We start from the raw sequence: 15,529 nt of genomic DNA, 5'->3' as shown, positions 1-15,529 counted from the left end.
CAGATGACATAAGATTTAGTCACAGATCATTGAATCATGACATTTATCTATGAAACCTGAAATTCAACCAAACCATATTACCAAATCCCCGCACTAACTGAAAATTTCAAAGAACCCCATACCTTTGCAGTCTAAACCTGTCATCATCAAATGAAACAAACTATTTTTATAACCGGCGCTTCAACTGGCCTCGGAAAAGCTACGGCTTTGTTATTTGCCAAAAAAGGCTGGCAGGTAATAGCCACCATGCGAAATATTCAGGATTCGTTGGATTGGGCCGATATAGAAAATATTTCTGTTTTGACCTTAGACGTTTCAAATCCGGAGCAAATCATATCCGTCAGTAAAGAGGTTATTGAAAAATTCGGTCCGATCGATGTGGTTTTTAATAACGCAGGATATGGACTGGCCGGACCGCTGGAAGGTATTGAAGATGAAAAGCTTGTTCGTCAGCTGGATACCAATTTGCTCGGTGTGCTGCGTGTTACCAAAGCTTTTATTGAACATTTCAGAGAAAACAAAAAGGGCTTATTTATTACCACAACTTCCATCGGTGGACATGTCGCTATTCCCTTCAACTCAGTTTATCACGCCACGAAATTTGCACTCGAAGGTTGGAGTGAAAGTATGTGGTATGAATTAAAACCGTTTGGTATCAAGATCAAAACTGTGGCACCAGGTGGGATTTTAACAGACTTTGCCGGTCGGTCTCTGGACAAGGGAAGTCATCCTGCTTACGAGAAAAACCTTTCATCTTTTATCGGTATTCTATCTTCACCGGAAAGGCGAAAAAATTATTCAACTGCTGAACAAATTGCCGAAGTAGTATATGAAGCCGCAACGGACGGGACGGACCAGCTTCGCTATATTGCAGGAAATGATGCAAAAAGTTTCTATGCATTGAGAAAACAAACAAGCGATGAAGAATATATGGAATCTGCGGAAAAGCGATTTTTTGGAGAAAGTAAGTAATTGTTAAATTTTCACCGTGGTCTGTGTCTTCTCAGACCTGTTGTTTTCAAACTGATTTGATATTAGTAGATAGTTCGTCGAAGAGGTCTGTGAGGACACAGACCATGGAAATGAGGCAATAAGTAATTGTTAAACAACACGTTGAAATTGTGCAGGTAGTTAATATCTGAAATTTATGAATCCCCGAAAGAAACGTATTGAGGAAAGAAAATTGATTAAACAATCAATTTGGCTTGGTTCCGTTTTTACGGTTTGGGCAATTATTATTGGAATTGTTGTTGATTCAAAAGCGATTATTTTCGATGCGCTTTTCTCCATGATTGGTATCAGTCTTTCGGGTGTTTCTTTGTTTGTCAATAACTTTATCAGAAAGCCAGACGACGATAATCTGCCTTTTGGCCGTTCTCAATTTGAACCATTTGCAATTACCGTTCAAACCTCTGTTATCATTTTTCTTTGTCTTTATTCCCTGACAACATCTGTTATCGATTTGATTAATGGCGGTAAAATCGTGGAGATGGATCTGGCATTGCCTTATCTGATTTTTTCCATTGTCGGATGTTTTATTCTCTGGCTTTATTTTAAATCCAACGCTGCTAAACTAGGTTCAGAATATGTCCGGATCGAATCGACCGAATGGCAGCTGGATGCGTTTTTGAGTTTTGGCGTTTTGGCCGGATTGTCCCTTGCTTTTTTTATTACCAAAACAAAATACGAATACCTGGTTCCCTACATTGATCCGACGATGGTCGTCATCATTTCGCTTTTGTTTCTTCGAATCCCTGCCCAAACGTTCAAGAAGAATATCCGCGAATTACTTCAATTTGCTCCTGACGACGAGGTTGAAGATCTGATGCATACGAACGTCGATGAAATTACAGCGCAATACGGTTTTCTGGAATCGGTTGTCAGAGTTGCAAAAACCGGAAGCAGTTACACGGTTGAAATTGATTTTCTTCTGCCAAAATCCATGTCAGAAATGAAGGTAGCGGAGCTGGACAGAATCAGACAGGAAGTGTACGAGCGCATTAAAGGAAATTATACCATGTGGTTAACCATTTCATTTACGACAGAAAGAAAATGGATTATCTGATTAGCTAAACTGACCTTGAAGTTTAACTTAGTAAAAACAGCGTCGTTGGTACTTTCTTAGAGACCGGATTTATCAACTTGAAAATTCGAACTCTGACAAATATCGAAAAACCAATACTTATGTTTTTACATATTTCTGCCCAAAAAATCACAGGATTTGCCTTATTGATAACTTCTTTTTGTGCCGTTCCCGGACAGGTCAATGCGCAGAAAGTTCAGGCCGCTCCTTCATTTCTGGAATCCCAACCTTATCATCAGCTTCCTTTAAATGCAATTAAACCCAAGGGTTGGTTGCTTGATCAGCTGAAAACCATGCGTGATGGTACCACGGGGCATCTGGATGAAGTTTATGCCAAAGTGAAAAATGATAATGGCTGGCTTGGGGGCAAAGGTGATGGTTGGGAGGAAACACCTTACTGGCTTGATGGCGCAGTGCCACTGGCTTATCTTTTGGATGACAAAGTGGTACAGGATAAGGTTTTACAATACATCAACTGGACAATTGACCATCAACGTCCTTCCGGATATTTTGGTCCTGTAACAAAAGAAGAGCGAGAACATAAAGCTGTTATAACACCCGGAAATTGTTCGGCAGGAGAGGATTGGTGGCCAAAAATGGTGATGCTCAAAGTAATTCGTCAGTATTATCTGGCTTCGAATGACCCAAGGGTAATTCCATTTATGAGTAAGTTTTTCAAATATCAGTTGCAATCTTTGAAAGCCTGTCCCATCAACAAATGGTCAGAATGGGCGGAATCCAGAGGTGCAGATAATATTATGATCGCGCAGTGGCTTTACAGTATCAATCATGACAAATCTTTAATTGAACTTGCAAATCTGATCGAAACGCAGTCTTTCCAATGGAGCGAATGGTTTGGTAACAGAAACTGGGCAATCAATGCGGCTACCCAGCAAAATGATCAATACTGGATGCGCCGTCACGCAGTAAATGTAGCGATGGCTTTGAAATCACCATCAATAAATTACCAAAGAACCAAAAATCCGAAATACCTAACCCAGCTAAAAACCGGTTTTAATGACCTGATGACGCTTCACGGACTGCCAATGGGCATTTTTTCCGGAGATGAGGATATTCACGGCAATGCGCCCACCCAAGGCGTCGAACTTTGTGCAATAACCGAGGCCATGTTTTCGCTCGAAGAAATCATTGGAATCACTGGTGATATTCAATATATGGATGCGCTGGAACGTATGACTTTCAACGCATTACCAACTCAGACGACGGACGATTATAACGCCAAGCAATATTTCCAGGTAGCCAATCAGGTTCAAATTAGCCGGGGTGTTTTTGATTTTTCTTTACCTTTTGAAAGAGAAATGTGTAATGTACTAGGGATGAAAAGCGGTTATACCTGCTGTCTTGCAAACATGCATCAGGGTTGGACGAAGTTTGCGAGCCATCTCTGGTATGGAACTGCGGCAAATGGCTTGGCTGCTTTGGAATATAGCCCTAATGAGATTACCGCCAAAGTCGGTAAAACCAATTCTGAAATTACTATCAAAGAAATAACAACTTATCCTTTTGAGGATAAAATCAATTTTGAATTTGTGACAAAAAAAGATGTTGCATTTTCTCTTCAATTAAGAATTCCGGGCTGGTGTAAAGAAGCTGTTCTGATGCTTAATGGAAAAGAATTGAAAAGAGAAAAAGGAGGACAAGTAATAACGCTGGACCGCATCTGGAAAAATGATGATAAGCTGACGCTGGAATTCCCGATGGAAATGATAACTTCAAACTGGGGTAAAAATTCGAGAACCATTGAACGCGGACCTTTGGTTTACGCATTAAAACTGGAAGAAAAATGGGAAAAAGGAAATGACAAAGTCGAAGGAGATTATTTCAGCGTTTTCCCAAAATCGGACTGGAACTATGGGCTTTTGGAGAGCATTGTAAAAGATCCAAAAAGTAATCTGACGGTTTCCGTTAAACCTGTTTCCGAAAAGTTTGTCTGGAATTTGGCACATGCACCAATTGAAATTACAGCTTCCGGTAAGAAAATTCCGAACTGGAAAGTGGTTGACGGCATGGCGCGACAACCAATTACGGACCGGACAGGAATTTATCGTGGAGAAGTTGACGACAAAACGGAGAAAATAACGCTGGTTCCTTATGGATTTACTAAAGTTAGAATTGTAGCTTTTCCTGTTGTTAAATAACTTAATATCATATTTTTGCGCGTTGCAACGGTTCTGACTTACTTAGCGTAAAGCTAAATGAAGTCAGAACTTAATTTTTATGAAGTCAATTTACACCCTTCTTTTTTTTATGTTTTGTGCCGGCGCCGTTGTCGGGCAAAACAATGAAGATTATTATAATCCGGTCACAGCTCCGGTAAAAGAATTTTATGATCCTGTAACGCCTAAGGTTAATACTTTTAAAACAAACAGGGAAAAAGCAATTTTTGCCAAATACACAACCGAGAAAGTTCATAACCGCTGGTATATAGGTTTCGATGGCTTTATAGGAACCGATAAAAGCACGTTGAATAATAACTTTCAGGGATTGGTTGATACAAAATCCGCCAGCCGCTCTGGTTACAGTGCTTCCATTGGCTGGGTAAATCAGGAAAAATGGGGCCTTGAACTGGAATACGCCCGTTCACCTATCCATAACACATTGATTATAAACGGATATAATCCATTAGAATATAAGATGGATAATGATAAGAATAACATTGCTTTACGCGCCAAACGCAGGATTTTGTTTGGCAAAAGAAATTCTTCCGTTCGCCGCTCTGCATTCTGGATTGGCGCGGGTGCGGGTATTGTGCCAAATTCCGGAAAACAGAAGGATTTTATGGAGTTTGAAGGATATTTGAGACGTTCGAGAGTAAGCAGTGATACGCTATATTTGAGTAGCGATACCCGGACCAGCGCCAAAATAACCGGCTTTGCGGACGCTACTGCGGAATATGTGATCAAAATTGCCAAAGCATTTGATCTAAGTTTTTATGCAAGAAAACGCTGGGGATTTGGAAATTCCTTAACGACAGACCTTGATTACTACGTAAATAAAGTACAGACTCAAACCGCGACAATCAAGGCAGATGGAAGTGGTTTGGCTTTCGGAATTTCTCTTCGTTATATGCTTTTTGTGGGTTCAGATGACGATACCAAACGTGAAAGAGAGTAGACGAAGTATTTGTTTCGAAATTCATTCAACAAAAAGCCAGCGATCGTTTTTATTGATCGCTGGCTTTTATATTTCAGAATATTATTTATTGAAAATCAAAGCGTTAGCCTTTTCAATTTCATCATGGCTGATGGTATGTCCCATGCCAGGATATATTTTTTCAAAAACCTCGGCATGCATTGATTCCAGAACTGCCGTCGTTTCCTGAACTCTTGAAACCGGAACGTGCGGATCAGGATTGCTGGTACCGATGAAAATGGGCGTCCCTGCAAAATCTCCTGAATAGTTTTCAGAATATATTCTGTCACCTATCAGTCCGCCAGTAAAAGCAGCAACGCCACCGTATTTTGTCGCATTTCGGGTAACATATTCAAGCGTAAGACAAGCACCTTGTGAAAATCCTAAGAAGAAAATATTCTCTTTCAAGATTCCTTTGGCGACCACGTCCGCAACAACTTCATCAATCACTTCAATTGCCGAAGAAAGCCAGGGCTCGTTTACGGAAGGTGCAGCCAAAAATGATGTTGGATACCAGGTATTGTTGGTGGCCTGGGGAGCAAGAAGCGCGTAATCATTAGTATTCAGATGTGCAGCCAGCGATAGAATATCCTGTGCGCTTCCGCCCCGGCCATGAATCATGATCAAAACTTTATCAGTTTCATCAATAGCTTTTCCGGCTGTTATTACTTTTTTGGTATGCATGACAATGTTGAATCTAAATTGATTGTTAAAATATTGCAATTTCGGATCTTTAGAAAGTAAGGATTTGATCGTCTCAGATCCTTACTTTTTTTCCAAAAAACTTTCTGGATTAAACCAGTTTTGGCAATATTTTTTCAATTTCAGCACGTGAACTTTCATACTGTTTTGGCAATCTCAAACTGCTTCCTAAATTTTCCACAGTTTCATCAATCGCAAATCCAGGATTTTCAGAAGCGAGTTCAAATAATACTCCACCTGGTTCTCTGAAATATAAAGAGAAGAAATAATCACGGTCAATTTTTGGCGTGATATTCAAACCTTTACTCGCGATTTTTTCACGGAATTCCATCAAAACCTGATCATTTTTGACACGGAAAGCAACGTGGTGATTCGTGCCTCCGGCGTTATATCCACGTTCTTCATTTGGCGATTCGATCAGATCAACGATGGCCGCGTTTTCAACAGCATCCGTGATAAATCTGTAACGGTTTCCTTCCTGTTCCAATAATTTATATCCGAAAATATCGGTCAAAATCTCAGCAGTCGGTTTTATATTTTTTAATGTCAAAACGATGCTATGAAATCCTTTGGTAGCAACGTCAGCTTTCACATCACCTGTTTCCCATGGTTTTCTGGTATCTTCGTTTTTTGATTCTATCAGGTTGATTTTCAATCCATCAGGATCTTGAAATGGAAGATATAACTCTCCGAATTTCTGGTCTTTGTTTCCTTGTTTTACTTTAAACTCTGTAAAACGGTCAGCCCAAAAATCAAGACTTCCTTTTGGAACTGAATATCCGATATCAGTTGCCAAACCTGTTCCGGTACGGCCTTGTGCTGTTCCTTCCCAAGGGAAAAATGTCAGGATGGTACCGGCTGATCCAACTTCATCACCGTAATAAAAATGGTATGTTCCGGGATCATCAAAATTCACAGTTTTTTTCACTAATCTCAGGCCAAGAACTTTGGTATAAAAGTCGTGATTACGTTTTGCGTTTCCTGCTATGGCAGTGATATGATGCAGACCTAAGATTTGATTTTCCATGATTGTTTTTGTTTTTTGTTATACAAATTTCCGAAGATTTGAGGCCCTGGACATTGAACTAGGACAAGAAAATCAGGAATTTGAATTTGGTAAATTATTACGTTTTGAAAGCGCATGAATGATTTCATTACTCAATAATCCGCTTCCTCCGCCGTAATGCTGGATGATAATGATTTCAGGATTTTTTTCTATGAAAGTATTACGCAGCACAACTTCGCATTCTTCTTCAATACCGCCGCATAAAAGAACGATATCAAATTTTTGTTCATCAAATAATGCAATTGCCTTTTCATCGGTTAAAGCGCCTTGGGCTGTCCAGTTTTTGCTTTTATTGATGATCCGCAAAACAGTTTCAAGAATTTCTTCATGCCGGCCGATCGCCAGGATATTTACTTTCACAGGTTCCATGATCTTATCAGTTTTTAGAGAAAACAAACTCGTTTAACGGTTTACGAACACGCGGCGAAAGTTCTCTGGTTTTAAAAGGTTCTTCCAATTTTTCAGCTTCGTCCAGATATCCCAATGCAATAATGGCAACAGGGAATTGGTTTTCTGTCAAATCCAGGGTTTCTGAAATTTTTGCTTTATCAAAACCGCCCATCATATGGCTGTAAATATTCAGGGCTGATGCCTGCAATAATAAATGTGCATTGGCCATGCCCAGATCGTGCATTGCAGCACCGTTTTCTGACTGGTTTGCTTCAAAAGTTTTTCTGGCAACAGACACAATTAATACATCGGCATGTTGCGCCCAAGGCTTGTTTCCACCTGCTAGACTTTCTGTGATTTGTACAAATCCATCATGGCCTTTTGAAGCGTAATAATACTGCCAAGGCTGTTCATTATTTGCACTGGCAGCCCATCCGGCCGCTTCAAGAATTGTATGTAAATCGTTCTCAGGAATTACCTTATCTGAAAAAGAACGTGGACTCCATCTGTTTTTAATCAAATCAAGCACATCGTGCTCTGTGTTTGCAATTTTAATATGACTCATTGTTTGGCTACTAGCTTTTAGGCGTTAGCGGTTAGTTGGTACTTCCGGCCTTTCGGACGAATTAAATTATTTTTTTATTATGTTGAATATCAGTTGTTAGCACTTAGTCTTTTGGAAATAACCAAATCTTGGAATCGGGCAATTTAGCTAATAGCCAAATGCTAAAAGCTAAACCGACATTGGAACTTCCATCAAAAGCACCTCGGCATCCTGCGTATTTGCTTTAATTGAAATGCTGTTTGTGTCCCAGATTCCAAGTCCATCGCGTTGATTTAACTCATGGTCTTCGATGGTGATATCACCTTTTAATACAAATGCATAGACGCCGTTTGCCGGATTTTTCAATTTGTATTCTATGCTGAAATCTTTATCAAACTTGCCCATATGAAACCAGGCATCCTGATTGATCCAAACACCGGCATCGTCAGGATTTGGGGATAAAACCTGCTGTAAATTGTTATGTCTGTCTTCCACATTCAGTGTCAGCTGATCATATCTTGGCGTTACATTTTTAGTTTTCGGGAACAGCCAGATTTGTAAAAATTTGGCGTCCTGATCTTCATTTTTGTTGTATTCGCTATGGAAAATTCCGGTTCCGGCGCTCATCGCCTGGATGTCGCCATGTTTGATCACAGCCACATTATCCATACTGTCTTTATGTTCCAAATCACCTTCCAAAGGAATTGAAATGATTTCCATGTTATCATGCGGATGTCTGCCGAAGCCTTTTCCTCCATCAACACGGTCATCGTTCAAAACACGCAGCACGCCAAAATGCATGCGGTCCGGATTGTAATAATTGGCAAAGCTGAAACTGTGGTGACTGTCCAGCCAGCCGTGGTTTGCATGTCCGCGGGTATCTGCTTTATGAAGTACTGTATTTGCTTTCACTTTCGATTCTGTATTTGGCAAATGATTGAAACCAATCACGTCCAGTTCTTTTAATTCGTCAATATCGTTTTTGATAACATTTCCAACCGAAGCTGATGCCACGAACATTCCGGTTCCCATCAGGCCTTTACGGATAAAATCTTTTCTTTCCATAATTTATAGTCGTTTACCGATTTAATGATACAAATTTCGTTATTCCGTGAGCGGCAGGCATTGAACTAGGACAAGAAAATCAAAATCTGAAATATTTCTGATTTGTTTGAATTGTCGCTGTTCATTAGTCCGTTCATCGTTGTTTGTTTTAATAAATTAACAATACAAAGGAACGGCTACCGGGATGCGGAAACATTGAACTGGGACAAGAAAGAAGAAAAAATGAAATTTATTTTTTGGCAAGTTTGGTTCTGACTTTACTCAGAAATTCGGCGGAAATGCCAAGGTAAGAAGCAATGTAATGTTGAGGAACGCGCTGTGGAATAGTCGGATAGCGTTTGATGAAATCCAGATATTTGTCTTGTGCGCTGGTGGCAATGGTTTTGAAAAGTCGTCCTTGTAAACCGGAAAGATTTCGCTGCACCAAAATCCGGAACATTCTTTCCAGCTGAGGCACATGAGCAAGCAATAATTCCTTTGTCTGTGGGGAAAGTATCAGAAGTTCGCATTCTTCCAGTGTTTCTATAAACATATTACTGGGTTTCTGATCATGAAAACTGGCAATATCGCTGACCCACCAATCTTCAATGGCAAATTGCAGTGTTACCTCAAAACCGTTTTCGTCAATATAATACATGCGAATACAGCCCTTATTAATAAATGCTTCGAAATTACAGATTTCACCTTCGTGAAGTAAAATCGTTTTTTTGGGGAAGGTTTTAAATTGAAGGATTGAATTAAAATAAGATAGTTCGTCCGCGTTCAGGTTTGCATGGTTAATCATGTAGGTGTTGATGCGGTCGAACATTAGAGAATTAAAATTTGGCTTGGAGAATGATTTTCAGAGAAAAACAGAGAAGTCAAAAAGAATGTTGTTCTGACTTCTCTGTTCTAATTATAAAAGGTTTCTTAACCTTTTCTTGGCGCGCAAATCCTTACTTCGAAAGTATAGGACCAGACAATTTCTTTGGCAAATTCTTCACCGAATAATTCTGGTGTTCTATGGTCAACATCTGCTTTCAAATCAAAATTGACACCCAGATTTTTGAATGGTTCAACAAAATAGGGTTCGTTTGTAACAATATAGGAAACCGGAACTTTATCTTTCGGACCTTCGAAATCTTCTATTAGCGCTTCTCCATCCTGTTTTTCAATCAACCATGCATAAAATGCATCGTATAATTTCTCAGCAAGATCTTCCGCCGGATTACCTATGGCCGCTTTGCAGGTTAAAATTTCAAATGTTTTGGTGACAACATCGTCTGGCATTTCATACAATTCATATCCAACCGGGCCATCCGAAATTTTCCCGTTTGATTCAGTACCAGCACTTTTATTATATAAAATTCCGACTGCCTGATCCAGAACTTCAATGAGTTCTGCATTGGTTGCATTACTTTCAAAACCTCTTAAATAGCGACTCATAATCAATATATTTTTACCGTAACAAATTCTTTTTACCTGTTTGTCCTTTCTGATTACCAGTCAAAAGTAACTGGCTAATCGCTGCTGTGCAACCCTGACGCACTATTTGGCAATATTTATAAAACAAACAAGATAAATTGCTAACCTCTTATTGTAGGTTTTGGGTTCCTGTTATCGACGTTATAAAGAAGGAAATGTGAAAAGCTAATTATAATTTAATTTTTGATTGGTTGAAAACCATTGGATCTATGTCGATCATGCCTACGGCATTTTTGGCGTGATTTGAATGGGTTAATTTCCGTGGGTTCAAACCCACGGCTATGATATCGGTCATACTTACGGCATTTTAAGCAGGTTTGCATTGGTTGGTTTCTCATGATTTGAAATCAGTATATAGAAAATCGGTTTTGTTTTCGGCGGTGAACAGGTGCAGAGCACCGAAATATTTGTAGAAAATTGCAATATGATCATCAAAGCCCAAGGTGCGGAGCACCGTAATAAATGACGACAAATAATTCAATTATAATAACTGATGACTTAATTAATCATTACTTTTGTCTCATTCAAATGTCTTTGTAAAATATCGAAACCAATAGAAGCAGGTCATAAGATCTCTTCAAATTTCTGTCTTTTTCAATCCGAAAATCACAGCTGAAATATTGTATCCATATTTTACAAAAGAGAAAATGAATAAAAATATAAAAGTAGCCGTGCTTGGCGGCGGTGGTAAAACAGGAAAATTTCTTGTTAACCATTTAGTTGAAAAAGGATATAGTTTAAAAATCCTTTTAAGAAACCCTCCTGTCTCCGAAGATTCAGCAAATCAGTTTTCCTTAGATCTAACTAATCCACTTGTTGAAATTGTTAAGGGAGATGCAGTAAATCTGCATGACATAGAAACACTACTTACTGATTGTCAGGTTGTAATAAGTACAATCGGGCAAAGAGCTGGTGAGCCGATGGTTGCAAGTAATGCCACTCAGCATATTTTGAAAGTAATGCAAGAATGTAATATCGTGCGTTACATTCTTGTCGGTGGCGTTAATATTGACACACCTTTTGACAAAAAGGGTGAACAGACAAAAGCTGCAACTGAATGGATGAAAAGCAAATTTCCGGAAATCCATGCGGACCGCGTAAAGGCTTACAATCTCTTAATTCAAAGTGATGCCAACTGGACGCTGGTCAGACTTCCTGTAATTGAATATACAGATCAAATTTTTCCTGTGGAAGCAAATGTGGAAGACTGCCTGGGTAGTAAGATCAGCTCAAAAAACATTGCTATATTTCTGGAAGAGCAGATTTTTGATAAAACCTATGCCCGGAAAGCACCGTTTTTATATAATGTCTAAGATCTGAAAACTGAATAGAAGAATTGTTTTAATCAGGCAAAACAATTCTTCTAATCAATCATTCTCAAAGATTTCCGGCTAAAATCGTTCATGCCTTTTTTGTTTAGAATACGATTAGTCCGGGACCATTTTTAAATTTTTGTACACATTCGGGATTCTTTTTTTCAGAGAACTGCGCATGGTTTGGGGCCTGGCTACAATCTTTGCACCCGTCCAGGTCGATGCGATTACCATTCCGGCAGCGATCAGAATAATATCTTTAATAATGTACTGTGCCGCCAAAGTTGGTGCGTGCATTGGCCCCGGAAATAATTCACCGGTATAAATAAGTAAAGGAGACATAGCACCAATCATTTGCACAGCAAGCAGCCACACACCAACGCGTAGAAACATTCCTGTCAGGAAACATAATCCGATCACACATTCGAGACTGGCAACAAAAATCATCGCATTATGTCCGGCGAAGACACCCAGCGTTAGAACAGTCGTTGTGCGTGTAGCAAGGGATTCAATAGGACTAACACCGATAAAGAATTTCAGAATGCCGAAACCTAGGAAGACTAGTCCCATGGAAATGCGAAGCAGTAAAATGCTGTTGTTTACAAGCCATTTGTTGATACTGGTGTCTAGCCTGTCAAAGCGGCCGAATAAGTTAATCAGGATTTTCATGAGTATTGAAGCGTTCGTTGATGATGATGCGGAATCTACGTTATTTGCTTACTAATAGATTTATACTACCAAAAAGGTTTATTTTCAGTTTTGCGGAAATTATGTTTTAGCCGGTCAAAATTGAAATAAAAAATGCAGCAGCGATCAGGATACCGGATCGTTGCTGCATTTTTTATTTTAAAAAGATATGGGCTTGGTTTTAAAATCTGAGTCCTAACCGCGTAAAAAGAAACGCTCCGTTACTTCCCATCTGAACCGGATCCCAGGCTCCTCCGGATTCTGTCAGATAAGGTTTGGACATATTCGGATAAACATTCAGGATATTACTTCCTCCAACTGACAGCGAAAATTGCTTGCTGAATTTATAATTGACGGTAATATCTGTCTGAACTTTCGGTTTGTAAACGTCGGTGTATTCTGGCTGCGTATATTCCTGGTTAGTATCAGGATTTATCGAGCCATAATTCCAGTTTGTCAGTTTTATTTCTCCAAAACGCACAAATCTAAGCATGAAACTTAGTTTGCTTATTGTGTAATCAAACGTTAGGTTGATTTTGGAAGGAGGAGCGGAGGCAAGTACAAAACTGCGTTCTCTCTGGTTGAAATAAGTATTTTCTTTTCCTGCAAGTTTTGGGCTTGTATTGATTGGTCCCAACTTCATCCAGTTAAAATTGGATGCCAGTGTCGTACTAAACCGGCCTTGGCCCAGCGGTGTTGAATGTGCAATAATTACATCAATTCCTTTTGTAGTAGTGTAGGAAAGCGCATTGGTGAAAAACTGAGCCTGACCCACATTTAACGATTTTAAAAGTGGGCCTATCGCCTCATCTTCATCACTGAACTGACCTGTTAAAACAACACGATTTTTTACTTTTACATAATATCCATCAACCGTAATCGACAAGGAAGAAGCTTTTGGAGTTACTGTAATACCTAAACTGGCATTTTCAGATGTCTCTTGTTTGAGTTGCGGGATTCCCAGGGCTTTTGTAACGGCACTATTATTATTTGCCAAAAGAACCTGAACCGCTTGTCCGTTTACGAAATTAGTGAAAGTGGAATTGAAATATTTTTGGGCAAGAGAAGGCGCCCGGAAACCTGTACTTACCGACCCGCGGATGGCAATGTCGTCAGTGAGCTTGTATCTTGCCCCTAATTTACCATTTAAAGTGCTACCAAAATCGCTGTAATTTTCGAAACGGGCTGCGGCATCCACCAAAAGTTTTTTGGTAATATCCGCCTCAACATCCAGATAAGCAGCCACATTGGAACGACCGTGATTGGTAACATCAACCGGACTGAATCCTGGAAAACCCTGAGAGCCGCCAGCGAAATTCTGATCATAGGTTTTGTATGACGCTTCTTCACCTGCAAAAATCTTGTAACGCTCCATACGGTATTCACCACCAAAAGCCACATTTAAGCCGCTTAAAACACTTTTATAATTTCGAGTAAAATTCAGGTTCGTAACATTTTGGCCTAATTGAAACCCACCGGCATCGAATGAGGTCGGAGATTGCAGACCTAACGAGGTGTTAAGTGAATTTTTTACCGAAAAATGAAAACGGTTAAAGCCATAAGTATTACTCAGATCAATATCCCACTGCTTCCAAACACCGCGAATTCCAATGGTTGCAGCGTTGTCAGTTATTTTACTTGCGATAATCGGATCAAATCCGTTTGGATAAATCGCTGGAATATTTTTTACGTCATCTGCAAAACGGGTCCACGCATAGGCATCACCGTTTCTGGTGTTGTGGCCGCCGAAGCTGTAAACCTGGATATTTTTTCCTAGTGGAATTTTGGCGTTGTAATAAATCGCAGTATTTTTCATCTGCGGATCTCCGTACTGTCTGCGGCTGATTTCATCGATCGGACTTGTATTTGCGCGGTTGGTATGATCGCGGAAGTTGTAATCTGCCGTGACATTCAAAAATCCGGTTTTGGCAATTTTTACACCATAATTGAGATTGACATTGTAATTCTGGCCGTCAAATTTTTTGTTATCGTAACGATATTTCGCACTGTACATTCCGGCATTGACATTTGCAGTCAGTTGATTAACTGTCTCTTTCAAAACAATATTAATCACGCCGGCAATCGCATCCGACCCATATTGCGCGGCTGCACCGTCACGTAAAATCTCAATTCTTTCTATTGCCGCAGCAGGAATTGCATTTAAGTCTGTACCCGTATTTCCACGTCCACGCGAACCAAATAAATTCACAAGTGCAGATTGGTGACGGCGTTTTCCATTGATAAGTACCAACGTCTGATCTGGACCCAAGCCCCGCAAGGAAGCAGGATCCACATGATCTGCACCATCCGAACCAGTCTGTCTGTTTGAGTTAAATGAAGGAGCCGCGAATTGCAAAAGCTGGTTTACATCCAGCTGCCCCTGTTTTGTAGTGACTTCCTGAATGTTAATTACGTCAATCGGCGCCGGGGTATCAGTAGAGGAACGGTTCAGGTTTCTGGAACCAACAACCGTAACCTGGCTTAATACTGTTGCATCAGTCAGTGTGAAATTCTGTGTTTCCTGGCCGTTAATTTCCTTTTCAATTTTGTTGTAACCAACATAGGTTACGATCAGTGTCGCGTTGGAATAGCCAACTGCCAATGTGTAAATCCCGTTGCCATCCGTACTGGTGCCATTACTTGTACCTTTCTCAACGACAGATGCACCAATAAGCGCTTCTCCCTTTTCGTCCGTTACTCTTCCAGTTACTTTCATTTTCTGTGCGAAGGTTGAAAGTGACAATAAAATGAAAAACAGAGCGTAATAAATTTTAGTCATGTGATGAAATTTTAGTAAAATAAAGGCGCAAAATAAAGGAATAAAATTTTATCAGTTTCAAATATTTTGAAAATAATATTTCTTCTATTTTTGTTTTGGCGGAATTTTTTAGAACATATTCGATAGTTAAGAAGCTAATTTATCGCTCGTGAAATTCCTGTTTCTGTCTGTAATTCTTGTCCTTTTCTTAATTGTGGTTGTGTTTCTAGTTTGTGTCTTCACAGACTTTTCTGTTGTATAGAAAATCGGTCTGTGGAGACATAGACAATGGATTAATCAATTC

The 15,529-nt window shown here is 39.7% G+C and carries 14 protein-coding genes; 5 read left to right on the top strand and 9 right to left on the bottom strand.

What is annotated here, in order from left to right:
* Positions 1-150: 150 nt before the first annotated feature.
* The 4 genes from IEE83_RS19195 (at position 151) to IEE83_RS19180 (ending at position 5,218) form a co-directional block, all read left to right on the top strand.
* Positions 151-972, top strand: a complete 822-nt coding sequence (locus tag IEE83_RS19195) for an SDR family oxidoreductase (protein WP_194122124.1) — start codon at positions 151-153, stop codon at positions 970-972.
* Positions 973-1,147: 175 nt separating this feature from the next.
* Complete coding sequence (locus IEE83_RS19190; RefSeq protein WP_194122123.1) at positions 1,148-2,065, top strand: cation diffusion facilitator family transporter; 918 nt, start codon at positions 1,148-1,150, stop codon at positions 2,063-2,065.
* A 119-nt stretch (positions 2,066-2,184) separates the two neighbouring features.
* Positions 2,185-4,242, top strand: coding sequence for a beta-L-arabinofuranosidase domain-containing protein (locus IEE83_RS19185; protein ID WP_194122122.1), 2,058 nt, complete (start codon positions 2,185-2,187; stop codon positions 4,240-4,242).
* Between the two features lie 79 nt (positions 4,243-4,321).
* Positions 4,322-5,218 (top strand): hypothetical protein, encoded by an 897-nt coding sequence (locus tag IEE83_RS19180; RefSeq protein WP_194122121.1) that lies wholly within the window; start codon positions 4,322-4,324, stop codon positions 5,216-5,218.
* An 81-nt stretch (positions 5,219-5,299) separates the two neighbouring features.
* Here IEE83_RS19180 and IEE83_RS19175 read toward each other — a convergent pair whose 3' ends face one another.
* The 7 genes from IEE83_RS19175 to IEE83_RS19145 all read right to left on the bottom strand — a co-directional run bounded on the left by IEE83_RS19175 (position 5,300) and on the right by IEE83_RS19145 (position 10,428).
* Positions 5,300-5,920: an alpha/beta hydrolase gene (locus tag IEE83_RS19175; RefSeq protein WP_194122120.1), complete on the bottom strand. Its 621-nt coding sequence runs from the start codon at positions 5,918-5,920 to the stop codon at positions 5,300-5,302.
* Between the two features lie 109 nt (positions 5,921-6,029).
* The gene (locus tag IEE83_RS19170; RefSeq protein WP_194122119.1) at positions 6,030-6,965 is read right to left on the bottom strand and encodes a ring-cleaving dioxygenase; all 936 of its coding nucleotides are present in this window, start codon (positions 6,963-6,965) and stop codon (positions 6,030-6,032) included.
* A gap of 72 nt (positions 6,966-7,037) precedes the next feature.
* Entirely contained in the window at positions 7,038-7,373 is a 336-nt protein-coding gene (locus tag IEE83_RS19165; protein WP_194122118.1) for a hypothetical protein, read from the bottom strand.
* A 7-nt stretch (positions 7,374-7,380) separates the two neighbouring features.
* A complete protein-coding gene (locus IEE83_RS19160) occupies positions 7,381-7,959 on the bottom strand; it encodes a nitroreductase family protein (protein WP_194122117.1) in 579 nt (192 codons plus the stop codon).
* A gap of 168 nt (positions 7,960-8,127) precedes the next feature.
* A complete protein-coding gene (locus IEE83_RS19155; protein ID WP_194122116.1) occupies positions 8,128-9,003 on the bottom strand; it encodes a pirin family protein in 876 nt (291 codons plus the stop codon).
* A 229-nt stretch (positions 9,004-9,232) separates the two neighbouring features.
* Positions 9,233-9,811 (bottom strand): Crp/Fnr family transcriptional regulator, encoded by a 579-nt coding sequence (locus tag IEE83_RS19150; RefSeq protein WP_194122115.1) that lies wholly within the window; start codon positions 9,809-9,811, stop codon positions 9,233-9,235.
* Between the two features lie 101 nt (positions 9,812-9,912).
* Positions 9,913-10,428 (bottom strand): hypothetical protein, encoded by a 516-nt coding sequence (locus tag IEE83_RS19145; protein ID WP_194122114.1) that lies wholly within the window; start codon positions 10,426-10,428, stop codon positions 9,913-9,915.
* A 686-nt stretch (positions 10,429-11,114) separates the two neighbouring features.
* On the opposite strand from IEE83_RS19145, the gene IEE83_RS19140 reads away from it, so the two are divergent.
* The gene (locus tag IEE83_RS19140) at positions 11,115-11,780 is read left to right on the top strand and encodes an NAD(P)-dependent oxidoreductase (RefSeq protein ID WP_194122113.1); all 666 of its coding nucleotides are present in this window, start codon (positions 11,115-11,117) and stop codon (positions 11,778-11,780) included.
* A 114-nt stretch (positions 11,781-11,894) separates the two neighbouring features.
* Here the strand turns inward: IEE83_RS19140 and IEE83_RS19135 are convergent, their stop codons facing one another.
* Entirely contained in the window at positions 11,895-12,449 is a 555-nt protein-coding gene (locus IEE83_RS19135; protein ID WP_194122112.1) for a DoxX family protein, read from the bottom strand.
* Between the two features lie 199 nt (positions 12,450-12,648).
* Positions 12,649-15,246, bottom strand: coding sequence for a TonB-dependent receptor (locus IEE83_RS19130; RefSeq protein WP_194122111.1), 2,598 nt, complete (start codon positions 15,244-15,246; stop codon positions 12,649-12,651).
* Between the last annotated feature and the right edge of the window lie 283 nt (positions 15,247-15,529).

This window comes from Dyadobacter subterraneus, assembly GCF_015221875.1.
GTDB lineage: Bacteria > Bacteroidota > Bacteroidia > Cytophagales > Spirosomataceae > Dyadobacter > Dyadobacter subterraneus.
Note: the sequence above shows the minus strand (reverse complement) of the source record. Positions and strands in the feature narration are given on the sequence as shown.